Below are 24054 nucleotides of genomic sequence, written 5' to 3' on the forward strand. Positions count from 1 at the left end.
AAGGAGCAGAGTGCGATGACCGCACGCCCCACCGTCCTGATCATCGGCATCGGCCCCCTGCGTGAACGCTTCTTCGCGGCGGCGGAGCGCAGAGGTGTCGACACGATCCTCGTCGACGAGACCGCGTACTCCCGCTACGACCGGCTGGCCACCGAGAACCACGCCTGGCGGCTGACGGACCACCAGGACCCGGGCCCCGACCTGGACCGCCTCAAGGCCTTCGAGGGCAAGGTCGACGGCATCCTCGCCTTCAACGACTGGGGCACCCGTATCGCGGCCCGCCTCGCGAAGGAGTGGGGCCTGCCCGGCGCCGGAGCGGCCGTCGCCGACGATCTCTCCCACAAGGCCGACGTACGGCGCCGGCTCGCCGGTACCGGTGCCGACCTGCCCTTCGTCCTCACCTCCGACCCGGCCGAGGCCGAGGCGCTCCTGCGCTCGGCACCGTCCGGCGAGGTCATCGTCAAGCCCGTCGACGGCGCGGCGAGCCTCGGCATCCGGCGCGTGTCCGACCCCGCCGACCTGCCGGGCGCCCTGTCGGCCGTGATGTCCACCACCGGCCAGCCGCGGGCGCTGGTCGAGCACTTCGTGCCGGGGCCCGAGCTGTCCCTGGAGGCCGTGGTCAGGGCCGGGCGCACCCTGTTCGTCGGGGTCACCGAGAAGACCTGCACCGCGCCGCCCTCCTTCGTGGAGACCCGGCACGTGATCGACCCCGCGGTGCAGCGCGAGCTGGGCCCGTCGGCCACCCGCTTCGTCGACAGCGTGGTCGAGGCGCTCGGCATCGACAGCGCGGTGCTCCACCTGGAGGCCAAGCGCGACGGCGACCGCTGGCACCTCATCGAGATCGCCTTCCGCCCCGCCGGCGGACTCATCAGCGACGTCCTGCTGCGCGCCACCGGACTCGACCTGTACGACGCCGCGCTCTCCGTCGCGCTCGGCGACGAGGACCCCGCCCGCACCCGGCCCGACGTCACCCCGCACGTCGCGGCGGTGGAGTTCGTCGCGGGCACCGGAACCGTCGCCGACGCCCCCACGATGGCCGGGGTCCGCGAGGGCCTGCCACTCGTCTCGCACGCCGAGCGCCTGCTGCCGCCCGGCTCGACCCTCGCGAGCGTGGACGCCAACTGGTGGCGGGCCGGCTACGTCCTGGGCAGCGGCCCGGACCGCGCCGAGACCCTGGCCCAGCTGGGCGAGGCCAACGCCCGGCTGCTCGACCTCCTGGGACTGACCAGGGTTCCCGACGCGTGAGCCGGACGGACGGGCCGCTGCCCCGGCTGTTCGTGTCGGCGATGATCGTCGACGCGGTCGGCTCGGGGATGTTCATGCCCTTCGCGCTGCTGTACTTCGTGCGGGTGCAGGACCTCGGCGTCGCGTCCGTCGGCACCACGCTCACCGTGGTGAACCTGGCGCTGATCGTGTCGAGCGCGGCCCTCGGACGTCTCGTGCAGTCCGTGGGCCACCTGCGTTCCCTCATCATCGGCAACGCCGTACGCGCCCCGCTGTTCGTGCTGTACGCGGTGACGCTGCCCGCTCCCCTGGCCGTGGGCGCGCTGGTCCTGTCCGCCGTACTCGACAAGGTGGTGTGGGTGTCGCTCGGCGCCACCATCGCCCGCCTGGCCCGCGGGCCCGCCTCCCGGCGCGCGTTCAGCACCGTGGGCTGGGCCCGCAACGTCGGCCTGTGCCTCGGCTCGCTCGTCGGCGGCGTGCTGGCCTCGGCGCACAGCTCGGCGGGCCTGCGGACGATCGCGCTGGTCAACGCGGCGAGCTTCGCCGTCACCACGGTCGTCCTGCTACGGCTGCGGGGGCAGGCGGCCCCGGAGGCCTCCGCCGGGACCTCCGGGGCACGGGAGTCCGACTCGGCCGGTACGTGGCAGGTGCTGCGCCTGCCCGGCTTCGCGCTGCTCACCGCCGCCAAGACGTGCTTCACGGTCTGCGCCACCGTCGTGTCCACGTTCACCGGTCTCTACCTGGTGGACGACGCCCGGCTGCCCGGCTGGGCCGCCGGCACCGTACTGGCCCTGAACGGCGCGCTGGTCGTGCTGTTCCAGCAGTCGCTGGTGAGACGCACGGCGGATCGTTCCGCCCCGCGGATGCTGGCCGCGGGCGGCGCGCTGTACGCGTCCGCCGGGCTGGGATTCGCGCTGATCTCCCCCCTGCGGGAGCTCCCGGCGGTCGCCGTCGCCGTGTCGCTCGTCGCGATGACCGTCTACACCCTCGGCGAGATCGTGATCGCCCCGACCAGCGACGCCTACGCCGCCGAACTCGCCGCACCCGGCATGGAGGCCCCCTGCATGGCGGTGTACCAGGCGTCCTGGTCCATCGCCTCGGTGGCCGTGCCGGTCGCGGGGGCCGGGTTGCTGCTCGCGTCGCCTTCCGCCCTCTGGACCGTCTTCGCCGCGGTGGCCGTCCTGGGCGCGCTGCTCAGCGCCGCGCTCGGCCGTGACCGGGTGGAGGAGAGTGGCAGACTGCACTCATGACGACGCACAAGAACCTGCTCGGCGGCCCCGACCCGACGCACCTGCCGGAGAACGAGGACGCCTATCGGCAGCTGGGCGAGGAGTCCCTGCCCCCGGCCCAGGTCGCGGCGGACCACCCCGAGTTCTCCCTCGCCTGGGCGATGCTCGCCGACGACGCCTTCGAGGCGGGGCGCGTGGTCGAGTCGTACGCCTACGCCCGCACCGGCTACCACCGCGGCCTCGACCAGCTCCGCCGCGCCGGCTGGAAGGGCCACGGCCCCATCCCCTGGGACCACCGCCCCAACCGAGGCTTCCTCCGCTGCCTCGCCGCCCTCGCCCGCGCCGCCGACACCATCAACGAAAAGCCCGAGGCCGACCGCTGCTGGCAGTTCCTCCAGGACAGCAGCGCGGAGGCCTACACGGAGCTGAAGCAGTAGCACCCATCCCGCGCGGCCGGGCCCGCCCCGGCCGCGCGCTCGGCGCAGGGCAAGTGCAACCCCCTGGGGGCGCGGGGAACTGCGCGAACAGCCACCGACAAGCCCGCAGCCGCCGACGCTCACCAGCCAGGCAGCCGACAACGCGCCCACCGCTCACTCAAGGCGCCCCCGAGTGGCCCGCCCCTCCAGCGGCGGCGCCGTCACAGAGCCATGGGTCCGACACTCAGGCCGCCGACAACCCGCCGGAGGCCGCTGTACCGTCGCGAAGGCGACCCCCGACCCCACCACCAGCACCCCCGCACACCACACCATCGCCCGCCCGAACGCATCGTCGAACGCCCCCGGCGACCGGTACGCCTCCTCCCCCATCCCCGCCAGCAACGGCAGCGCCGCCACGGCGACCAGCCCCGCCGCCCGCGCCGCCGCGTTGTTGATCCCGCTCGCCAGCCCGGCCCGGGAGACGTCCACGGACGCCAGCACCGTCGCGGTCAGCGGCGCGACCAGCGTGACCATGCCGAGGCCGAGGACCAGCAGCGCGGGCAGCACATCGGTGACGTACGAGGCACCGGGCCCGACCCGCAGCATCAGCAGCACCCCCACCGCGCACACCAGTGGCCCCACCGTGAGCTGCACCCGCGGCCCGATCCGCTCGCCGAGCGCCCCGGAGCGGGCGGAGAGCAGCAGCATCAGCACGGTGATCGGCAGCAGCGCGGTACCGGCACCCAGCGCCGAGTAACCGGCCACGACCTGGAGCTGCAGCGCGGCGAGGAAGAAGAAGCCCCCGAACGCCGCGTACACGCACAGCGTGACCAGGTTGACCGCGCTGAACTGCCGGGACGCGAAGATGCCGAGCGGCATCATCGGATCGGGGCTGCGCCGCTCGACCACCACGAAGGCGACGGCGGCGGCCAGCCCCAGAACGGCGCTGACGGCCACGACGACCGTGCCCCCGCGGGCCTCGATCAGGGCGTACGTGAGAAGCGCGAGGGCCAGCGCGCCCAGCGCGGCCCCGAGCACGTCGAAGTGCCCGTGCGCCCGCTCGTCCCGGGACTCGGGCACATGGCGTACGGCGACCGGGGCGCACACCAGCGCCAGCGGCACGTTGATCAGGAACACCCAGCGCCAGCCCGGCCCGTCCACCAGCCAGCCGCCCAGGAACGGTCCGACGGCCGCCCCGACCCCGCCGAACCCGGACCACAGGCCGACGGCGCGCCCCCGGTCGTCGGCGTGGAAGGTGGCCTGGATGAGGGCGAGGGAGCCCGGTGTGAGCAGCGCGCCCCCGACTCCTTGCAGGGCCCGGGCCGCGATGAGCACCCCGGCGTTCGGGGCGAGTCCGCACAGCAGGGAGGCGACGGCGAACCACACCACCCCGATGACGAAGACCCGGCGCCGGCCGTACCGGTCGCCGAGGGAGCCGCCGAGGAGGATCAGCCCTGCCAGCGTGACCATGTAGGCGTTGACGGTCCACTGGAGGGAAGCGAGGTCGGCGCCGAGGTCGCGGCCCATCCGGGGCAGGGCGACGTTGACGACGGTCGAGTCCAGCAGGGCCATGCTGGAGCCGAGGATCGTGGTGAACAGGATCCACTTGCCCTGGGGCGAGGCCAGCCTGACATCGGGCATCCCCCAGGTATACAGCGAGCCCGGCGCCAAGGGCAGGCGCCGGGCTCACGAGTTTCCCGAAAGGGTTCCCCGAGTAATTACTTGATCTTCGTGCCCGCCGAGCGCAGGTTCTGCGTGGCCTCGACGACCCGGGCGGCCATCGAGCCCTCGGCCAGCTTGCCCCAGGTGCGCGGGTCGTAGGTCTTCTTGGAGCCGACCTCGCCGTCGACCTTCAGGACGCCGTCGTAGTTGCGGAACATGTGGTCGGCGACGGGACGCGTGAAGGCGTACTGCGTGTCCGTGTCGATGTTCATCTTCACGACGCCGTTCTCCAGCGCGGTGCGGATCTCCTCCTCCGTGGAGCCGGAGCCGCCGTGGAAGACGAAGTCGAACGGCTGGCTGCCGGCCGGCAGGCCGAACTTGGCGGCGACGCCGTCGTTCAGCTCCTTCAGCAGGTCGGGGCGCAGGACGACGTTGCCCGGCTTGTACACACCGTGCACGTTGCCGAAGGACGCGGCCAGCAGGTAGCGGCCCTTGTCACCGAGGCCGAGCGCCTCGGCCGTACGGATCGCGTCGTCGGCCGTGGTGTAGAGGGAGTCGTTGATCTCGTGGGAGACACCGTCCTCCTCGCCACCGGTCGGGGTGATCTCGACCTCGAGGATGATCTTCGCGGCGCGGGCGCGCTCCAGGAGCTCCTGCGCGATGGACAGGTTGTCCGCGAGGGTCTCCGCGGAGCCGTCCCACATGTGGGACTGGAACAGCGGGTTGCGGCCGGCCTTGACGCGCTCCTCGGAGACCGCGAGCAGCGGACGTACGTACCCGTCGAGCTTGTCCTTGGGGCAGTGGTCCGTGTGCAGGGCGATGTTGACCGGGTACTTCTCGGCGACGATGTGCGCGAACTCCGCCAGGGCGACGGAGCCGGTCACCATGTCCTTGCTGTACTGGCCGCCCAGGAACTCGGCGCCGCCCGTGGAGATCTGGACGATGCCGTCGCTCTCCGCCTCCGCGAAGCCGCGCAGAGCCGCGTGCAGGGTCTGGGTCGAGGTGACGTTGATGGCCGGGTAGGCGAACTTGCCTGCCTTCGCCCGGTCGAGCATCTCGTTGTAGACCTCGGGGGTTGCGATGGGCATACGTCCGCTCCTTGAGTGTGCGGGTTGGCGTTGTGCGTTTTTACGGCCCTGACCTAGACCTTGGGGGCGACGTCATCGTCGTCCCCATCTTTCCAGACATGGGGCGACGATCAATGCGCCGCTCAGCCAGTGGTCAGTCGAGTCCCAGCTCGTCCTTGGAGTACGCGTACAGGTACGGCACCCCGGCCCCCGCCTCGATCTTCTCGGCGGCCCCGGTCGCCCGGTCGACGATCGTGGCGACGCCGACGACCTCGGCGCCCGCCTCGCGCACGGCCTCGACGGCGGTGAGCGGGGAGCCGCCGGTGGTGGAGGTGTCCTCGACGACGAGGACCCGGCGGCCGGCGATCTCCGGCCCCTCCACCCGCCGCTGCAGGCCGTGCGCCTTGGCCGCCTTGCGTACGACGAAGGCGTCCAGCTTCCGCCCGCGCGCGGCGGCCGCGTGCAGCATGGCGGCGGCGACCGGGTCGGCGCCCATGGTCAGACCGCCCACCGCGTCGAAGTCGAGGTCGGCGGTCAGGTCCAGGAGCACCTGCCCGACGAGCGGGGCGGCCTCGCCGTCGAGGGTGATGCGCCGCAGGTCGACGTAGTAGTCGGCCTCGAGACCCGACGACAGGGTCACCTTGCCGTGCACCACGGCCTTGTCCTTGATCTGCTGCAGCAGCGCGCTACGTGCGTCCGTCATGCCGAACAGCTTAGAGGCGGCGCCAGCTCCAGGTGGTGCTGGCCTCCAGCGGTTCGAGCGGTGTGACCAGGCGAGGGAGGGTGTTGAGCCCGTTGGGCGGACCGGTCTGCGGTTCCACGCACACCGCGGCCTCCTGCTCGTCGTACACGACGACCCACTCCTCGGGGCTGGTCACCTTCAGCTCCAGCTGCCCCGGCCAGGTGAGGGTGACGTCGACGCCGCCCGGCATCCCGAAGCAGTCGTCCCACGGCCCCGGCTTCGGCTCGATCCGGTGTCCCGTCGGCAGATGATCGTCCCCGCGCTCCTCCTGCCAGGCCGGTTGGAAATCGACGCGCACGTCGTCGCCCCCCACATTCCGCCGGAACCACGGATGCCAGCCGATCTGCGCCGGGAAGGAGGAGTCGTACGTCTCCACGGACATGGTGAGCGTCAGCGCGTCCCCGGTGAGGGCCACCACCTGCGTGACCCGTCCCGCGTAGGGCCAGGGCTCCACCAGGTCGTACGTGAGGACCGCCTCGTCGGCCGTGACGCGGGCGACCTTCCAGGCGCCGTCGCGGACCGTGCCGTGGATGGCGTGCGGCGGCGAGTTCAGCGGCATCTGGTGCACGACGGCTCCGTCCCGGAACCGCCCCTCCCTGGTCCGCCCGCACCAGGGAACCATCGGGAAGCACCCGAACCGCTCCCCCTGCCGCAGCAGTTCGACCCCACCGACCCGCACTCCACCGACCCGCCCGCCGTTGCCCGGCGCCACGGTCACCTCCGCGTCACCCGCGGTCAGCGTGATGTCTTCACTACTCACGAGAGCGACCCTACTGGCCCGATCAACCGATCAAGGGGGCACCGGCACCAAGAGGTCAGCGGCGCTTGCGCAGGGCCCGGCCCACGACGATCGCCGACGCCACGGCGAACGCGGCCGCGGGTACCGCCCAGCGGAGCACCGGGCTCGGGGAGACGGTCTGCGGCGCGGGCACCGGTGCGTACCGCCCCCGCGGCGGCGCGTGATCCACTTCCTCCGCGCTCCGCCCGATCATCGTCCGCCGCGCGTGCGCCGCCTCGGCCGGCGGTTCACCGACTTCCTCGAGGTCGTCGGCGGGCTCGGCCTCGGTGGGCTCGGGAACAGCGGCGTCCTCCGCGTCCGGCGCGGCCTCGACGTCACCGGTGGCGGCGGGCTCGAAATCCTCGCCGGCCTGACCCTCGACGGCCTCGGAACCGGCGGCCTGGGCGGTTTCCTGCTCCGCCTGGGCGGTCCCGTCCGCCTCGGGCTCCGGGCCCGGGTCCTGCCCCGCCCCCAGGTTCTCCGCGAAGCGGCTCAGCAGACGAGTGACCGCCGAGTCGACCGCGTCAGCCGACTGCTCGGTGATACGCCCGTCCGCGGAGGCCGTACCGGTGAAGGTGAGGGTGGAACCGTCTTCCGCTTCCGCCAGGCGCAGGGTCAGCGTGAGCTTCACCGTGCCATGGCCCCGGACCTCCGTGCCCTCGGCCTCGACGGCGTACGTGTCGTCGTCCCGCGCGGAGACGCGGACCGCGCCGCGGTAGGTGATGGTGTGGCCGCCGACACGCAGCTTCAGTCGCCCGGCGACAGGCTCGCTCCCGGCATCCTGCTGGAGCCCGGGGAGCGCCCGGGCCACCTGCGCGGGGTCGGCGAGCGCCACCCGCAACCGCTCGGCCGCAACCGGAACGAACACCTCATGCTCCATGTCAGCGGAGCCTACCCAGGGGGCGGCGCGAATACCCTCCCATCGGACGCCCGGACCCCCGCTCTCACCCCGACGGCGCGTTGACGGACACCTCCGCCCACACCGTCTTGCCCACGGGGCGCCGGGGCGCCGCCCCCCAGCGCACGGCGAGGGCGTCCACCAGGAGCAGCCCGCGACCCGACTCGCCCTCGGGGTACGACGAGGGCGGGGCCGTCGGCGGCCGCTTCGCGGTGGCGGCGTCCGCGACCTCGATCCGCACCAGGCCCACGGCCGCATCGAGCGCGAGCCGGAGACCGAACTCGCGTCCGGCCACCCGGCCGTGCTGTACGGCGTTCGCGGCGAGTTCGCCGACGACCAGCGCGACGGCGCACGAGGCGTCCGACGCCGGTGGGTGGCCCCACTCCTCCATGCGCCGGACGGCGAGCCGCCGGGCGAGCCGCGCACCTCGGGGTGAGGAGACGAACTGCTCCGCGAAGGAGTGGAGTTCGTCTCCCGGGGTGGTCGTTCCTGTCAGCACGGCTTGTCCGTCCTTGCCTTCTGTACGCACACGAATCGTCACGTTCCGTGCTCAAGCATCGTCCGGTCGCCCTACGCTCGACAGGTGCAACAGCCTTACATATCGGTCGGTAAGGAACGGAAGTGACGCTTTGGCCAACGGAATTGACCCCAGCACGTCGATGGCGGCGCTGTTCGGCTCCCGGGTACGCAGGCTCCGTACGGCCGCCGGACTGACCCAGGCCGAACTCGGCGCCAGAACACACGTGGTGAGCACACGGATCACGCAGATCGAGCGGGCGTCCGGAGCGAAGCCGACGCTGGAGCTGGCGCGTGCGCTGGACGCGGTGCTGGGGGCGGACAACCTGCTGGTGGAGCTGTGGCCGTACGTGTACCGGGAGGCGTTTCCTGACTGGTCACGGAGGTTCATGGAGTACTCGGAGCGGGCGGTGGCCATCAGGCAGTACGCGGCTCACGTGGTGCCGGGTCTGTTGCAGACGGAGGACTACGCGCGGGCGGTGCTGCGAGTCGGTCGAACGCTCGGCAGCAAGGAGCAGTTGGAGGAGCGGGTCGCCCTTCGTATGGGACGACAGGAGCGTCTCGGCACGCCCAATCGGCCCGAGTTGTGGGTGGTCCTCGACGAGTCGGTGCTCAGGCGCCCCGTGGGAGGTCACTCGGTGATGCGCGAGCAGCTGGCTCGTCTGCTCGGGACCACGACGGAACCTCACATCACCGTGCAGGTAATGCCGTTCGACCAGGGCGAGCACGATGTCATGGGCGGCTCGCTCACGGTTCTGACCATGCCGGACGGCTCGGAGATCGCCTACACGGAGGGCGCGCACCACGGCCAACTCATCGAGGATCCGGACGAGGTCAGGAGTTTCGCGCTGACCTACGATCGGCTGAGGGCGGCAGCTCTGCCCCCGCTCATGTCACTCGACATGATCCGATCCGTGATGGAGGACAACCACCGTGGAGCGAACGTCCCGTCCCGATCTGACCGGCGTCGCCTGGCGCAAGAGCAGCTACAGCAATCAGGAGGGGGGCGACTGCGTGGAGGTGGCCGACGGGTTCCGGGCCGTCGTCCCCGTCCGTGACAGCAAGGCCCCGCACGGTCCTGCGCTGTGCTTCGAGGCCGCCTCCTGGGCCGCCTTCATAGGCGGGTTGAAGGCCTGACGCCACCCCCCGGTTCCCAGGTCTTCCGGGCTCACCGGGCCCTTGCCCGCGAGGGCCCGGCGGGCCGCTGACCTCCCTAAAGAACCGAGGGAAAGAACTACCCGCCCACCCACCCTCCCCGGCCGCGAGGCCTGCGTCACCCGTCCGAGTGACCGGCTTGCAGGTGAGGGATACGGGCGGTTACGTTCGCCGCGACAAGCGCAAACAGATACGGCCCCCGGCCGGGACGGCAATCCCGAACGAGGGCCTGACCGATCAGGAAGCGAACCCTTCCCGATGGCTGACCCGCAGTCTAACGCGCGCCTGCGCGCCGACGCCGGAGCTCCGACCTCCGGCGTGATCCACGTACGCACCCGCCTCACGGCCGACTTCACCGTGCTCTCCAACGCCCTCGCCCAGCGACGCGGCAGCGCGGTCACGGTCGGTGTCGCGGCGTACATCTCCTCCCTGCCGGACGGCTCCCCCGTCACGATCACCGCCCTGTGCGAGCACTTCAGCGAGGGCGAGATCCTGATCTCGCGAGCACTCAGGGAACTCGAAGTCGCCGGATACCTGGAACGCCGCCGCGAGCGGACGCCCACCGGGCAGGTCCGCACCCGGACGTACTTCTACAACGTCCCCGGCGGCGCCCCGAACCCGGACGGCCCTGCGGGCCCACCAAAGCCACGCCGCCCCCGGAAGCAGCGCGCCGCCACGGTACCCACGCAGGCGGAGACCCAGGCGAAGGCGGGGGCGCAGACCCCGGCTCCCCTCTCAAAAGCCGACCCCCAAGCGATCGCCGTACTCACAGCGCTGCGCAGGGTGGATCCGCGGCTGATCCTCTCCGGCCAGGAGGCCGCCCGGCTGGCACCAGCCGTCACCGAGTGGCTCGCGGCGGGCGTCGGGGCCCATCAGATCACCGAGTACTTGACCGCCCGGCTCCCCGCCCAGTTCCTCGCCCGCCCCGCAGCCGTCCTCGCTTACCGGCTCAAGGAGACGCCCCTCCCCACACCGACCAGAAGCACAGAACCCCCAGCCCGTCCGGCAGTCGCCCCCATGCGCAACTGCGACGGCTGCGACCGGGGCTTCCGCGCGGCACACCCCGGCCGTTGCCGCGACTGCCGCTCCCAGGACCGACTCTGCGCGGCCGGCTGAACCGGTGGGCGGGTGTGCGGGCGGACCTCGGGTGGGAGTCTGGATGTGCGACGATGCGGAACCCGGTACCGGGCACGTCAGCAGGAGGAGGTGGGGCATGGTCGACAGGTTCAAGGACGGACTACTGACTCCCACAGAAACAGCCTCCTACCTGGAGATTCCGCAGTCGACGCTCACCTCGTGGCTGAAGGGCAGGGCCGCCGGGGCGCCTCTGGTCCACCAGGTGGATCCGCTGCGTAAGGGGCAGCCCTCGGTGCCGTTCATCGCGGTGGCCGAGGCGCACGTCCTTCGTTCCCTGCGCGCCCTGGGGCTCCGTATGAGCGAGATCAGGGAGGCAGCCGCCGCGGTACGGGACGCCTTCGCCACGCCCTACGGCCTTGTGTCGAGGCGGATCGCGACGGACGGGGTGGACATCTTCGTCGAGCACGGTCTCGGAGATCTCCGCAGAGCCCGGGACGGTCAGGCTCCCATCCACGAGGTGGTCTCCGGCTACCTCCGCTACCTGAACTGGGAGTCCGACGACGACTTCCCCTCCAGCCTGCGGCTCAGGCAGTACCCGGACTCCGTCCCCGTTGTGATCGACCCGAGATTCGGGCACGGCAGGCCGATCGTGGCCGCCAATCGCGTCGCGGTCAACGCCATCACCGACCTGTGGGAAGCCGGGGAGAGCGTCGAGGACATCGCGTACGACTTCGACATGACGCCCGAGCAGGTCGACGCGTTGTGCCGGGCAGTGGTGCGCCTTGCCGCCTGAGTTCTTCCTCGACCGCAACCTCGGGCGCCGAGTCGCGGAAGGGCTGAGGGCGTGCGGCTGGACCGTTCACCGGATCGGGGACGTCTTTCCCGACGACGGACAGGACGTGGCCGACGCGGAGTGGATCGCGCACGGTCTCGACCAGTCATGGGTTCCGCTCTCAAAAGACGGCCGAATCAAGAGCCGGGACCTGGAGATCCGGCCGGTCCTTGAACGCGAGGCGGTGCTGTTCTACCTCGACAACCAGCAGCTACGCAGTGTCGAGATGGTCGAACGGCTCGACGCACACCGCGAAGCGATCCACCGGGCGGTGGTAAAAGGCGGTCCCGCAGCTTATGCGGTACGACGCGACCGCATCGAGCGCACCTGGCCGCCATGACCGGCAGACGGCCCGAGTTCCGTCAGGGCCGTCAGGGCCGTCAGGATCACAAGGCCACGCGACTCGTCCAAGTGCCGGACTGGTAGCCGACGCATGTCACCGCTCTGGCGTTGTACCGCTTCGGGCGATGCGGTCGAGCAACTCGGCGAGGAGGGCGTGCTCGCCCGGTGTCAGCGTGCTGGTCTGCGGGAGGAGAGCGCGCAGGGTGAGTGCCGCACCGGCGGGGCCGGGGGGCGCCGGGGCGGGAGCGTCGGTGGTGATCGCGGCGATGACCGCTTCCCTCGCCAGATGGGACACCGTGAGGTCCCGGCGGTCCTCGGGGGTGGCGATGAGAGCGAGGGTGGTGCCGCCGCCGACGGCGTGGACCAGCTGGGTGGCGCGTGCTTCGTCGACCCGCAGTCGGCCGGCCTCGGCGATCCGATGGATATGGGCGCCGAGGACTTCCAGCGCGGCCAAGGCGGCGGGTGACATGGCGCCGGAGCGGGGCTCCGCGTACATGAGGGTGTACAGGGCCGGGTTGGCCAGACCGAATTCCCGGTTGAGGTTCCAGCCGGTGCGCAGGTCCTCGACCGGATCATCCGTCGGCTCGAGGTCGGCCTTCGCGCCGAGATGTGCCGCGAAGCCGTGCGCGGCGACCGCGTCGAGCAAGCCCTGTTTGTCGCCGAAGAGCCGGTAGATGGTCGGCGCCTGAACGCCTGCCGCGGCGCTGACCGCGCGGGTGGACACCGCTTCGCGTCCGCCTTCCGCGAGAAGCCGGAGGGCGGCGGTGATGATCCGTTCACGATTGCTCTCCGGCGGGGCGGAGCGGTCGACGTCCATGGTTTCCGATGATAACGACTCACTGTTAGCACTCTTTGGTTATCATCGGAAACGTACGGCAGTTAGCAACGGAAACAGCGGGCAATGCAAACGCACCACCTCAGGAGGCTTCCGTGATCGTCGTCACCGCTCCCACCGGCCAGATCGGCCACCAGGTACTCAACGCCCTGCTCGACAGCGGTCAGCCAGTCCGGGTGATCGCCCGGGACCCCTCCCGGCTGGCTCCGCGGACGCGCGAGCACGCCGAGGTCGTGCAGGGCTCGCACCGTGACCCCGTGGCCCTCGCTGAAGCGTTCGAGGGCGCCACCGGCGTCCTGTGGCTGGTTCCCCCGAACCCCCGCGCCGACGACATCCAGGAGCACTACCTCGGCTTCACCCGCCCGGCCTGCGAAGCCTTCAAGACCCAGGGCGTCCAGCGCGTCGTCGGCGTCACCAGCCTGGGCCGCGCCCACGGCAAGCACGCTGGACTGCTGTCGCCCGCGTTCGCCATGGACGACATGATCGAGCGAGCCGGGGTGAACTACCGAGCCCTGGCCATGCCGTTCTTCATGGAGAACCTCCTCAACCAGGTCGAGTCGATCAAGACCCGGAGGGCGTTCTTCCTGGCCAACACCGCCGACCGCCCACTGGCGACCGTCGCCACCCGCGACATAGCCGCGACCGCTGCCGCCCTACTGACCGACAGCGCCTGGAGCGGACAGGACACCGTCCGGCTGATCGGCGACACGTTGTCCCCCCATGACATGGCGCAGGTCCTGTCCGAGGTGCTGGAGCACCCGATCCGCTTCCAGCAGGTCGACGAACAGGCGTACAAGACGACGACGACGCGGTACGGCATGAGTGACGCCTGGGCGCAGGGCCTCGTCGACATGGCCGCCGCCCAGAACGACGGCATCTACGACGCCGAACAGCAGGCCCTGACATCGGCCGCCCCCACCGGCTTCCGCCAGTGGTGCCAGGAGGTGCTCAAGCCCGCTGTCCTGCGCTGTTAGCGGTCTCCCGTCGTGTCCTGTCCTCCCTAGGTCCACATGCGCGCCGCAGGGGATTGGTGTACTTCTCGAAGGGAGGGAAACGCACCACGCTCGGCCCGCCGGCGGCGTCCGGACGGCTCGCCCCGGACTCGTTCACCGTCATGTCCAGCCTCGTACGAGACGGAGGCCGCCGCCATGCAGCCAATCGTCACCGTGGGCCTCGACGGCTCACCAGAGAGTCTCACCGCCGCCCGCTGGGCCGCCGACGAGGCCGAGATGCGCAAGCTCACCCTTCGGCTGCTGCACGCGTGGCCGATGCTGGTGCCGGAACCGGCCCGCGGGCCCTTGGAAGTCGACCAGAACTACTGGGCGAAGCGTCTGGTCCACACCGCGCAGTCGGAGCTGCAGACACGCCATCCGGGCCTGACGGTCGTGGGCAGCCTGGTCGCCGAGGACGCCCGGGATGCCCTGCTGCGGGCGGCATCGGATTCCGAGATGCTCGTGCTCGGCTCCCGGAGGCTGGAGACCTTCTCCAGTTACTTCCTGGGCGACGTCAGCCTCCCGGTCGTGGCACGCGCCGACCGGCCCGTCGTCGTAGTCCGCACGGCCCCGGGAAAGGAGCACCCGCCTCCGGCAACCGGGAGCCGCGTGGTCGTGGCGGTGGAACCGCGCGGGTCCAGCGACGAGTTGCTCGACTTCGCCTTCCACACCGCCGCTGCGCGGGGCGCTCCCCTGCTGGCCGTCCTCGGCCGCAGCGTGCCGCTCCACGCGCGCACCCCCTGGGGTGTGGACCACGACGCCACCGAGGAGATGACGAGGAACGGCCAGAAGGAACTGGGCAAGGCGCTCCGCCCCTGGCAGGAGAAGTACCCGGGGGTGGACGTGTCCGACAGTGTCCGTCTCACGAGCCCCGCCAAGGCCGTCGTGGAGGCCACCGCGGACGCCGGGCTGCTGGTCGTCGGCCGGCGCGTGCACCGGCACGGGCACACGGGGCCGCTGCTGAGCCACGTCGCCCACGCCGCCCTCCACCACGGACGCTGCCCCGTAGCCGTCGTCCCCCATGACTGATCCAGCCACGAACGCCTCATGCCCTGGAACTACTTGTGGGTCTGCTCGGCAGGACCGGCGGGCGCCAAGGATGGAGTTCTTGGCCTCCGGGGGTAACGGTCTGGTGAGCCGTGTGTAACACGCGTTCACCAAGGCGACCCCACGTGATGGTGACCTGCGTCACATCCACTTTGCCCAAGCGAAGAACTCGGAGGGCTCGGGCGTGCCAGGTGCCGCCGAGAGTCGCCCCGCACTCCGCGTGAGTCCAACTGTCTTTCACAAACCACATGTGACGTGACATCAGATCAACCACTCAATGGCTGAACATGCACGCTCCGGGGGGTGCGCTCTTCGCTGGAAAGTGATGGTGACAGTGGAGATTTCGTGAACGTTCCAGGTGAATTCTGCGTTGCCGATGTGCCGAAGAGGCTTGATTCGGCCCTAGATTTCCCCGAGTAGACGGCGCACGCCGCACATTTCGCCCATGTTCATGGGTAGCGCTCCGGCTGGGGGGTCTGGGTTCGTGTCGGATTTCTTCGACGATTTCTGGTCATGGATAGTCACGGTGACCGCCGAGACGTCATGGCGCGAGCTGATGCCGCTGGGCATCGCCGGCGCCTTCGTCTGGGGCCTGTGGCTCTATCGGGCAGTGCTCTCCCGGTTCGCCAAGCCCGTGGTGAACGACTTCCGGACCACGGTCTCCGTGGTGGTCCCGGCATACCGGGAGGACGCGAGCATCCTGCTGGACTGCCTGGACACATGGCTGGCGCAGGATCCCACCGAGGTCATCATCGTCCCGGACGTGGAGGACACCGAGGTCCTGCGCCGACTGGCACAGGTACAGGACTCCCGGGTTCGGGTGCTGGCGTTCGAGCACCGGGGCAAGCGGTCGGCGCTCGGCGTGGGCATCCGCGCCGCGACGAGCGAACTCGTCGTGTTGGTGGACTCGGACACCCGCTGGGAGCCGGGGCTGCTGGCCGCCGTCCAGATGCCCTTCGTCGATCCCACGGTCGGCGGTGTCGGCACCCAGCAGAACGTCTACCAGCGGCGCACCAGCGTCTGGCGGCGCATCGCCGACTGGCTGGTCAACCTTCGCTACTACGACTACGTCCCGGCCATGGGCCGCGCGGGCGCCGTGGCCTGCCTGTCCGGTCGTACGGCGGCCTATCGCAGGGCCGCGATCGAGCCCGTGCTGGAGAACCTGGAGAACGAGTTCTTCCTGGGCCGGCGCTGCGTCGCCGGCGACGACGGACGGCTGACCTGGCTGGTGCTGGCCTCCGGATACAAGACCGTGCACCAGTCCTCCGCGCGGGCGATGTCGATGTTCCCGTCCTCGTTCCGCGCCTTCGTCAAGCAGCGGGTGCGCTGGAGCAGGAACTCCTACCGCTGCTATCTGACCGCCCTGTACAAGGGCTGGCTCTGGCGGGTGCCCCTGGTCACCAAGATCACTGTGCTGCAGATCCTGCTGACGCCGGTGACGATGGGCATGGCGCTCGGGTATCTGGTGTTCAGCCGCCTGGAACTGACCGGCCGGGGCGTGGTCCTCGTGCTGATCTGGCTGCTCGTGGGACGCGGCATCCGCGGGTACTCCCATCTGCGCAGGCATCCGCAGGAGGTGTTGCTGCTGCCGCTGCTCGCCCTCGTCGTCATCATGATCTCGCTGCCGATCAAGCTGTTCGCCTTCGTCACCATGAACAAGCAGGGCTGGCTGACCCGCACCAGCAACCGCATCGGTGGAGAGGGACAGGACTCCTCCTCCCTGGGGGGCGCGACGCGGGTCGCCGCGGCCTCGTGGCCGGAGGTGCAGCAGTCATGACGCGTCATCACCTTTCGTCCGTCCGGCGGACACTCCGGGGCGCAGTCGTGCTGCCACTTGCCGCCGGCCTGCTCTTCGCTTCCGCGGCCACCGCCCCGGCCGCCGACGGAGACGACAAGCAGCAGGTCAATGCCACTGATGCGGAGAACGAGACCGCGCTGGTGGCCGCTGAGGACCATCGTCTGGACCAGGTCCGCGCGGTCGCCGCCGTCGCTCCCCTGAAGGGCGGGGAGTGGAAGGCGCCGTACCGACTGGACACCGGGAGTGGCTACACGCTGGTCCTCACTCAGCGCAGTAACGCCTACACCGTGTCGGACCTGCTCGAACTGGCTCCGCAGACGTTCGTCCGCCAGCACGACGGCGCCTACCTGCTGACCGAGAACATCTATCTCAACGCGGGGGCCAAGCTGAAGCTGTCCAACCCGGGCGGACTGACGCTGCGGATGGCCAGCAGCAACAAGGGCTTCGTCAGCATCGTCTCCTTCGGCGGCCGGCTCACCCTGGAGGGCACCCCGCAGGCGCCCCTGCGCATCACCAGCTGGGACAACAAGAAGAACAGACCGGATACGGACGTGCGGGACGGCCGGGCCTACATACGCGCCATCGGCGGCCAGTACGCCATGACGTACGCCAAGGTCAACGATCTCGGGTTCTGGAGCGGCCGCACGGGCGGTCTGAGCCTCACCGGAACCGACCGCCCCGACACCGGCAACATCGAGGACTCGACGGTGTCGCCGGGCGCGAAGGGCGGCAGTGGCGGCGTGGTGGCCCAGCCCTCCGGCTCGCTGGCCACGCCCGACACCCGGTTCTCGGTGCCCAGCCTCTCGTACGTCTCGGCGGAGATCGGACACTCCACCCTCACGGGCAACGCCTACGGGCTGTTCCTCTCCGGCGCCAACGGCGTCAGCATCAGCGACAGCACGGTGCAGGGGAGCCTGGAACACGGTGTGGTGCTGCACCGGTTCGTCACCAACGCCGTGGTCGAGCGGACCGTCTCCAGGGACAACGGCGGAGACGGCTTCGTGCTGGCCCGTGCCACCGAGCAGGTCCGGGTCAGCGGTTCCACCGCCGAGGGCAACGGCGGCAACGGGTTCACACTCAGTGGCCGGCCGCTCGCCGACGGCCCCTCGGCGTCCGGCGAGTCCATCAGCAGTTACGGCTCCAACTCCGTGTCCGACAGCGTCGCCACGGACAACGGCCACTACGGCATCGAGATCTTCGGTGGCACGGACGTCGGCGTGCAGAACAACCGGGTCGAGGGCGGCGACATGGGCATCGTGGCCCGCAAGGACGCCACCAAGGTCGCCATCACCGGAAACCGGCTCAGCGGCCAGTCGCGGCAGGGCATCTCGGTGCGCGACGGAGTGACCGCCGCGACGATCACCGGCAACATCGTCGAGAGCACCGAAACCGGCATCTACGTACGGGACTCTGTGGGCGAAATCCGCGGCAACACCATCCAGGACGGCACCAACCACGGGATCTCCCTCGTCGGCGGAGTCGCCAAGTCGGTCATCACCTACAACGTCATCTCCGGGGTCGGCCCGAGCGCCGTGGACACCACCCGCGCCCACGGCGACATCACCGTCAGGCAGAACCAGACGTTCGCCTGGCGCGACACCAGCTCCTTCTGGATCAAGTTCCGGCACTACGCCAGCCCGATGACGCTGCTCTGGGCGTTCATGCTGCTGCTCATCCTGTTCTCGGCCGCTCTGGGCCGACGCCAGTACCGCAAGGGTCGCCGTCGTGGCGGACGACGCCCGGGCACACACCCGTACGAGGACAAGAAGCCGCTGGCCAACAGCGCGTCCGTGATCGAGGTCCCCGTCCGTCAGGCGCCCGAGCGCGATTGGTTCGCCGCGGACGACCAGGAGACCGCCAGCCTGCGCGTCCTCGCTCCCCAGTCCTCCCCAGCCGCCCTTCCGCCCCGATGACGACGCGTTGCCGCCGAACCGGAGTTGCCGCCCATGTCTTCCGCACAGACCAAGTCGTCCCCACCGCCCACCCCTCGGCGCGGTTCCTTCCGGCAGCCGACCGTCTGGCTGGCCGCGGGTGCGTTCCTGCTCGCTCTGACGGCGCTCGTCGTGGCGGTCGCGGGCGGCGGGGGATCGGAACCGAAGGTGACGGCCGGGGCCACCACCGCCGGGCCCAGAACATCCGCGTTGTCACCGACCACAGAGCCCCCGTCGCCCCTGCCGAGCCGGTCGGTCACCGAAGCGGCCCCGACCGCACAGGCGACCAGCGGCTCGGTGCCCGACTCCGCGGTCACCTGCCCGGCCGCGTCCGTCAAGGTGAGCGACACCGCCACGCTCGAACAGGCCCTCGCCCAGGCGCAACCCGGAGACAGCATCTCCCTGGCCGACGGCACCTACGCGGGCAACTTCACCGCCGAGATCTCCGGTACCGCAGCGAAGCCGATCTTCCTGTGCGGTGGTGCCGGAGCGGTCATCGACGGGGGCGACACGGCGGACGGCTATGCCTTCCACCTGGACCGCGTCAGCTACTGGCGGCTCATGGGGTTCACCGTCCGAGACGCTCAGAAGGGTGTCATGGCGGACGGCGTGGTGGGCACCGTCATCCAGGGTCTCACCGTCGAGCAGATCGGTGACGAGGCCATCCACCTGCGCAACTTCAGCTCGGACAACATGGTCCGGGACAACACCGTCCGCAACACCGGGCTGCGCAGCGAAAAGTACGGCGAAGGCATCTACATCGGCACCGCCAAGTCCAACTGGTGCACGGTCAGCGACTGCAAGACGGACACCAGCGACCGCAACGTGGTGCTCGGCAACCACATCAGCGGCACGACCGCCGAGTCCATCGACATCAAGGAAGGCACCAGCGACGGCAAGGTCATCGACAACACATTCGACGGATCGAAGCTGAGCGGCTCCCACAACAACGACTCCTGGGTCGACGTGAAGGGCAACGGCTGGCTGCTCCAGGGCAACACCGGGAGCCACTCCCCCGAGGACGGCTTCCAGACCCACCAGCTCGTCAGCGGCTGGGGTACCGGCAACACGTTCAAGGACAACACCGCGAACGTGGACGGACCCGGATACGGCTTCCACCTCACGTCCGACGGCAACGAAGTCACCTGCGACAACAAGGCAACCGGCGCGGCCGAGGGCCTCGCCAACGTCGACTGCACCTCCTGACACCCCGTCCCCATTGGTTCCGCAGGCCACCGCCGGCTCGTGCGGCGGGCCGACATGCCCCGACACACCCCTGGAGACCACCATGACCTCTTCGGACGACACCGACAGAAGCGCGCCCCGCCTCACCGTCATAGGCACCGGCTACCTCGGCGCCACCCACGCCATCTGCATGGCCGTCCTGGGCTACGACGTCCTGGGCGTGGACGTCGACCCGGTCAAGATCGCGCGGCTGGACTCGGGCGAGGTGCCCTTCTTCGAGCCCGGCCTTCCCGAACTGCTCGCGAAGGCCCTCGACAGCGGCCGGCTGCGGTTCACCACGAGCTTCGCCGAGGCCGGCGAGTTCGGTGACATTCACTTCGTCTGCGTGGGGACGCCCCAACAGCGGGGCTCGTACGCGGCGGACCTGCGCTACGTCGACAGCGCGGTGGGAGAACTCGCCCAGCACCTGCGCAGGCGCACCCTGGTGGTCGGCAAGTCCACCGTCCCGGTGGGCACCGCTGCCCGGCTGACGGACATCGTCCAGCGGACGGCACCCGCCGGGGCGGACGTCGAACTCGCCTGGAACCCGGAGTTCCTGCGCGAGGGCTACGCCGTGGACGACACCCTGCGGCCCGACCGCCTGGTCTTCGGCACCGCGTCGGACTGGGCCGAGGAACAGCTGCGCGCCGCGTTCGCACCTGTGATCGCCCAGGGCACCCCCGTGGTCGTCACCGACCTGCCCACCGCCGAACTGGTCAAGGTCGCCGCCAACTCCTTCCTCGCCACCAAGATCTCCTACATCAACGCCATGGCGGAGGTCTGCGAGGCGACCGGCGCCGACGTCACCGGTCTCGCCCAGGCGCTGGCCTACGACGACCGGATCGGCGGCCGGTTCCTCAAGCCCGGTCTCGGTTTCGGCGGCGGCTGCCTGCCCAAGGACATCAGGGCCTTCAGCCACCGCGCCGAGGAACTGGGCGTCGGCCAGGCCGTCTCCTTCCTGCGCGAGGTCGACGCCATCAACCAGCGGCGCCGGGCCCGCACGGTGGACCTGGTCCGCGAACTGGCCGGCGGAGAACTGGCCGGCGCCCGGGTGACCGCACTGGGGGCAGCGTTCAAGCCCAACTCCGACGACATCCGTGACGCTCCCGCCCTGGACGTGGCCAGAACCCTGCACCAAGCCGGAGCCCAGGTGACCGTCATCGACCCCGCGGCCACCGAGAACGCCCGCCGCGCCTACCCGGACCTGCACTACGGCACGGACGCCCTCACCGCGGCCGCCGGGGCCGACGTGGTGGTGCTGCTCACGGAATGGAGCGAGTTCCGGGAGATCGACCCGCATGCCATGGGCACGGTCGTGGCCCAGCGCCGGATCGTCGACGGGCGACACGCCCTCGACCCCGCACAGTGGCGCGCCGCAGGGTGGGACTACCGCGCGCTGGGCCGGCCCTGATCGCACATCCGGCGCGCGCTGCACAGTCGTTGTCGCGCTGAATCGCGGGCGCAGCCGGAGGCTGAGCAGCACCCGGCGTGTTTCAGCCCGCCAGCGCCTTCAGCCGTGTCACCGCTTCCTCCAGCACGCTCACCTGCTTGCAGAACGCGAACCGCACGAACGGCGCGCCCTCCTCCCGGTGGTCGTAGAAGACCGCGTTGGGGATGGCGACGACGCCCGCGCGCTCCGGCAGGGACCGGCAGAAGGCGAAGCCGTCGGTGTGGCCGAGGGGGCGGATGTCGGTGGTGATGAAGTACGTGCCGGCGGGGCGGAAGACCCCGAAGCCGGCCTCCGCCAACCCCGTGGCCAGCAGGTCCCGCTTCGCCCGCATGTCCTCGCGGAAGGCGGAGAAGTAGCTGTCGGGAAGGGCGAGCGCCTCGGCGACGGCGTGCTGGAACGGGCCGGAGGCGACGTACGTCAGGTACTGCTTCGCCGACCGCACCGCCGTCACCAGCTCCGGCGCCGCCGTGACCCACCCGACCTTCCAGCCGGTGAACGAGAACGTCTTGCCGGCCGAGCCGATGGTCACCGTGCGGTCGCGCATGCCGGGGAACGTCGCCAGCGGCACGTGCTCCGCCCCGTCGAAGACCAGGTGCTCGTACACCTCGTCCGTCACCACGAGCAGGTCCCGCTCGACGGCCAGCTCGGCGATCGCGGTCAGCTCCGCGCGGGTGAGGACCGTACCGGTCGGGTTGTGCGGGGTGTTGATCAGCAGCAGCCGGGTGCGGTCGGTCACCGCGTCCCGCAGCTCGTCCAGGTCCAGCCGGAAGCTGCTCTCGTTCGGCCGCAGCGTCACCGGCACCCGCCTCCCGCCCGCCATCGCGATGCAGGCCGCGTACGAGTCGTAGTACGGCTCCAGGGCGACGACCTCGTCACCGGGCTCCACCAGGGCCAGCAGCGCGGCCGCGATCGCCTCCGTCGCACCGGCCGTGACCAGCACCTCCGTGTCGGGGTCGTACGACAGGTCGTAGCGGCGGCGCTGGTGCTCGGCGATCGCGGTGCGCAGCTCGGGGACGCCCGGGCCCGGCGGGTACTGGTTGCCCCGGCCGTCGCGCAGGGCGCGCACGGCGGCCTCGCGGATCTCCTCGGGGCCGTCCGTGTCGGGGAAACCCTGCCCGAGGTTGATGGACCCGGTCGTCAGGGCGAGGGCGGACATCTCGGCGAAGATCGTCGTCCCGAACTCGGCGAGACGGCGATTGAGGATCGGGCGCGCGCTGGAGGTCATGCCGGTCATCCTGCGCCGAAGCCACGGACTCCTCAACCGACACCACGAGCTCAATCAAACCATGCGTCGTGTTTGTTTTTGGCCGGGTACAGATCGGTGATTACCGCCGTGAATGCTGTGCGGGAATGACAAAACGCCCACTAGGCCTGCGAGGCCCACCGGGAGTGCGTGAAGAGCCGGCGCCCGTGCTCGACGGAGAGATCCAGTCGCATCATCGTCTCCGGCGTGGCGATCGCCCGGACCATCAGCATGTTCAGCTGAGCGACTGCCTCCGGCAGCTCGTCGTACCGGTGCCGGTACCGCGCGTCGCGGCCGGTGTACCCGTCGACCCAACCGGTGGCCGCCTGGTGCGGGACCACCCCCGGCATGAGCTCGCCCCGGTCACGGGCCTCCGTCAACCACCCCTCCACCAGCGGAATGTACGTGTCCCACAGGAAACCGTAGAGCGGATGCCCCTGCTCCAGGGCGATCCGCATCGCCGCCCGGACCACGGTCACCCGCGGTGCGGCCACCGCGAGCAGGATCGCGGCATCGACCACGTTCTGCACACGAGGCCCGTCGGTCGACGGGAGGTCGTCCATGACGAACGACTCGGTGGCCACGGCATGGGCCACGTCCTGCTTGCCGCCCTTGAAGTAGTGGTAGATGGCGCCCCGGCTCACCTCCCCCGCCTTCACGATGTCCATGACATCGGTGAGTCCGTAACCGTTCTCCGCGAAGAGGCGCGCCGCGACGTCGAGGATCTTGTCCCTTGTGTCCTTGCCGCGCTGCTGGACCGGTTGCCGCAGCACCACCCTTATGCCTCCTGTTGTCCGCCGGGCATGCCGCCCGGTCCACGCTCCGAGGGTCGCAGCAGGTAAATCGTACGCAAGACCCCCACAAAAGCTCTTCCAGACACCGTGTCTGGAACTGATAGGCTCAAAATCACGAGGTCGTCCTCAGCGGCCCGACCGAGAGCTGTCATGCGCACCTCATATTCATGGGCCCGGGTCACCTGTCACCAGCACGAACGCACAGATCGGAATCCACGTGAGCATGCGCAAGACCCTGGCCGCCTCCGCCGTGGCGGTGTCCGTCCTCGGCGCGACCGTCGCGCTGGCCACACCAGCATCAGCGCTGTCCTGGAGCTGCAAGACGAGCAGCAAGTCGATCGACGACGCCGGCTACAGCGGCCCCTGGCCGGACAACTGGGACTTCAAGATCAAGGTCTGCGCCGCGCGATCCGGCGGCTACGGCTACGGCAAGGCGACCATCAGCTGGGACGCCCCGCCGTCCTATTCCGGAGTCACCACCACCTTCGACGCCGCGCAGCTTCGCCTCGTTCTCGTCCGGCCCGACAGCGGCGCCACGGTGAAGACCGCCGCGTACGACATCGAGTACAAGCTGGAGCACTCCAACTCCTCCGGGAACGGCTCCTGGACGACGCCGACGATCAAGTTCAAGACCAGCAAGCGCGTCTACGCCGACACCACCCTCCGGCTCAACTGGGACAACGACGGCAAGGACTACCGGAACTACGGGTTCACCGGCTCCCCCAGCGTCTGACCCACCTGCCCTTCAGGCTTCACCCCCATGTCCTGACCTCCAGGCGTCATCCCATTTTTGGTTCCTCAG

At 70.4% G+C, this 24054-nt stretch carries 24 protein-coding genes; 15 read left to right on the plus strand and 9 right to left on the minus strand.

All coding sequences use genetic code 11. From position 1 onward, the window contains the following. Positions 1–15 precede the first annotated feature (15 nt). From ACGFNV_RS23605 to ACGFNV_RS23615, 3 genes are read left to right on the plus strand one after another with little or no spacing between them, the layout of a single operon-like run. On the plus strand, positions 16–1245 hold the full coding sequence (locus ACGFNV_RS23605) for an ATP-grasp domain-containing protein (protein WP_393624947.1): 1230 nt from the start codon (positions 16–18) through the stop codon (positions 1243–1245). Then, on the plus strand, positions 1242–2474 hold the full coding sequence (locus tag ACGFNV_RS23610; protein ID WP_393624948.1) for an MFS transporter: 1233 nt from the start codon (positions 1242–1244) through the stop codon (positions 2472–2474). The genes ACGFNV_RS23605 and ACGFNV_RS23610 overlap by 4 nt, the downstream gene beginning before the upstream one ends. Further along, positions 2471–2890 carry a DUF3151 domain-containing protein gene (locus ACGFNV_RS23615; RefSeq protein WP_393624949.1) on the plus strand — a complete coding sequence of 140 codons (420 nt, stop codon included), beginning with the start codon at positions 2471–2473 and terminating at the stop codon, positions 2888–2890. Before ACGFNV_RS23610 ends, ACGFNV_RS23615 begins: the two co-directional genes overlap by 4 nt. Positions 2891–3043: 153 nt before the next feature. On the opposite strand, the gene ACGFNV_RS23620 is transcribed toward ACGFNV_RS23615, so the two are convergent. From ACGFNV_RS23620 to ACGFNV_RS23645, 6 genes are all read right to left on the minus strand, one after another. Further along, entirely contained in the window at positions 3044–4510 is a 1467-nt protein-coding gene (locus ACGFNV_RS23620; RefSeq protein WP_393624950.1) for an MFS transporter, read from the minus strand. A gap of 77 nt (positions 4511–4587) precedes the next feature. Next, positions 4588–5619 (minus strand): class II fructose-bisphosphate aldolase, encoded by a 1032-nt coding sequence (fbaA, locus tag ACGFNV_RS23625; RefSeq protein WP_393624951.1) that lies wholly within the window; start codon positions 5617–5619, stop codon positions 4588–4590. 133 nt (positions 5620–5752) lie between these two features. Beyond that, positions 5753–6301: an orotate phosphoribosyltransferase gene (gene pyrE / locus ACGFNV_RS23630; protein WP_393624952.1), complete on the minus strand. Its 549-nt coding sequence runs from the start codon at positions 6299–6301 to the stop codon at positions 5753–5755. Between the two features lie 10 nt (positions 6302–6311). After that, positions 6312–7100, minus strand: coding sequence for an aldose 1-epimerase (locus tag ACGFNV_RS23635; protein ID WP_393624953.1), 789 nt, complete (start codon positions 7098–7100; stop codon positions 6312–6314). Between the two features lie 55 nt (positions 7101–7155). Then, positions 7156–7998, minus strand: a complete 843-nt coding sequence (locus tag ACGFNV_RS23640) for an SRPBCC family protein (protein ID WP_393624954.1) — start codon at positions 7996–7998, stop codon at positions 7156–7158. A 64-nt stretch (positions 7999–8062) separates the two neighbouring features. After that, on the minus strand, positions 8063–8515 hold the full coding sequence (locus tag ACGFNV_RS23645) for an ATP-binding protein (protein ID WP_393624955.1): 453 nt from the start codon (positions 8513–8515) through the stop codon (positions 8063–8065). Positions 8516–8675: 160 nt separating this feature from the next. Between ACGFNV_RS23645 and ACGFNV_RS23650 the strand changes: the two genes are divergently transcribed. The 5 genes from ACGFNV_RS23650 (at position 8676) to ACGFNV_RS23670 (ending at position 11936) form a co-directional block, all read left to right on the plus strand. After that, positions 8676–9590 (plus strand): Scr1 family TA system antitoxin-like transcriptional regulator, encoded by a 915-nt coding sequence (locus tag ACGFNV_RS23650; RefSeq protein ID WP_393625186.1) that lies wholly within the window; start codon positions 8676–8678, stop codon positions 9588–9590. Continuing rightward, complete coding sequence (locus ACGFNV_RS23655) at positions 9553–9669, plus strand: DUF397 domain-containing protein (RefSeq protein WP_393625187.1); 117 nt, start codon at positions 9553–9555, stop codon at positions 9667–9669. Before ACGFNV_RS23650 ends, ACGFNV_RS23655 begins: the two co-directional genes overlap by 38 nt. 276 nt (positions 9670–9945) lie before the next feature. Continuing rightward, positions 9946–10803, plus strand: a complete 858-nt coding sequence (locus ACGFNV_RS23660) for a hypothetical protein (protein WP_393624956.1) — start codon at positions 9946–9948, stop codon at positions 10801–10803. Positions 10804–10900: 97 nt separating this feature from the next. After that, positions 10901–11557, plus strand: coding sequence for a DUF433 domain-containing protein (locus tag ACGFNV_RS23665; protein ID WP_393624957.1), 657 nt, complete (start codon positions 10901–10903; stop codon positions 11555–11557). Then, positions 11547–11936 carry a toxin-antitoxin system, toxin component, PIN family protein gene (locus tag ACGFNV_RS23670; protein ID WP_393624958.1) on the plus strand — a complete coding sequence of 130 codons (390 nt, stop codon included), beginning with the start codon at positions 11547–11549 and terminating at the stop codon, positions 11934–11936. The genes ACGFNV_RS23665 and ACGFNV_RS23670 overlap by 11 nt, the downstream gene beginning before the upstream one ends. Positions 11937–12032: 96 nt before the next feature. Here ACGFNV_RS23670 and ACGFNV_RS23675 read toward each other — a convergent pair whose 3' ends face one another. Beyond that, positions 12033–12755, minus strand: a complete 723-nt coding sequence (locus ACGFNV_RS23675) for a TetR/AcrR family transcriptional regulator (protein ID WP_393624959.1) — start codon at positions 12753–12755, stop codon at positions 12033–12035. 113 nt (positions 12756–12868) lie between these two features. On the opposite strand from ACGFNV_RS23675, the gene ACGFNV_RS23680 reads away from it, so the two are divergent. The 6 genes from ACGFNV_RS23680 to ACGFNV_RS23705 all read left to right on the plus strand — a co-directional run bounded on the left by ACGFNV_RS23680 (position 12869) and on the right by ACGFNV_RS23705 (position 21176). Further along, entirely contained in the window at positions 12869–13747 is an 879-nt protein-coding gene (locus ACGFNV_RS23680) for an NAD(P)H-binding protein (protein WP_393624960.1), read from the plus strand. 174 nt (positions 13748–13921) lie between these two features. Beyond that, entirely contained in the window at positions 13922–14794 is an 873-nt protein-coding gene (locus ACGFNV_RS23685) for a universal stress protein (protein ID WP_393624961.1), read from the plus strand. Between the two features lie 544 nt (positions 14795–15338). Continuing rightward, a complete protein-coding gene (locus ACGFNV_RS23690; RefSeq protein ID WP_393624962.1) occupies positions 15339–16589 on the plus strand; it encodes a glycosyltransferase family 2 protein in 1251 nt (416 codons plus the stop codon). Positions 16590–16636: 47 nt separating this feature from the next. Then, positions 16637–18523 carry a right-handed parallel beta-helix repeat-containing protein gene (locus tag ACGFNV_RS23695; RefSeq protein WP_393624963.1) on the plus strand — a complete coding sequence of 629 codons (1887 nt, stop codon included), beginning with the start codon at positions 16637–16639 and terminating at the stop codon, positions 18521–18523. A 33-nt stretch (positions 18524–18556) separates the two neighbouring features. Beyond that, on the plus strand, positions 18557–19747 hold the full coding sequence (locus ACGFNV_RS23700) for a hypothetical protein (protein ID WP_393624964.1): 1191 nt from the start codon (positions 18557–18559) through the stop codon (positions 19745–19747). Between the two features lie 82 nt (positions 19748–19829). After that, positions 19830–21176, plus strand: a complete 1347-nt coding sequence (locus ACGFNV_RS23705; RefSeq protein WP_393624965.1) for a UDP-glucose dehydrogenase family protein — start codon at positions 19830–19832, stop codon at positions 21174–21176. Positions 21177–21258: 82 nt separating this feature from the next. On the opposite strand, the gene ACGFNV_RS23710 is transcribed toward ACGFNV_RS23705, so the two are convergent. After that, positions 21259–22449: a pyridoxal phosphate-dependent aminotransferase gene (locus tag ACGFNV_RS23710; RefSeq protein ID WP_393624966.1), complete on the minus strand. Its 1191-nt coding sequence runs from the start codon at positions 22447–22449 to the stop codon at positions 21259–21261. Positions 22450–22580: 131 nt separating this feature from the next. Beyond that, the gene (locus tag ACGFNV_RS23715; RefSeq protein ID WP_393624967.1) at positions 22581–23231 is read right to left on the minus strand and encodes a TetR family transcriptional regulator; all 651 of its coding nucleotides are present in this window, start codon (positions 23229–23231) and stop codon (positions 22581–22583) included. Between the two features lie 244 nt (positions 23232–23475). On the opposite strand from ACGFNV_RS23715, the gene ACGFNV_RS23720 reads away from it, so the two are divergent. Next, the gene (locus ACGFNV_RS23720; RefSeq protein WP_393624968.1) at positions 23476–23985 is read left to right on the plus strand and encodes a hypothetical protein; all 510 of its coding nucleotides are present in this window, start codon (positions 23476–23478) and stop codon (positions 23983–23985) included. Positions 23986–24054 lie beyond the last annotated feature (69 nt).

Origin of the sequence: Streptomyces sp. NPDC048751 (assembly GCF_043198595.1) — a bacterium.
GTDB lineage: Bacteria > Actinomycetota > Actinomycetes > Streptomycetales > Streptomycetaceae > Streptomyces.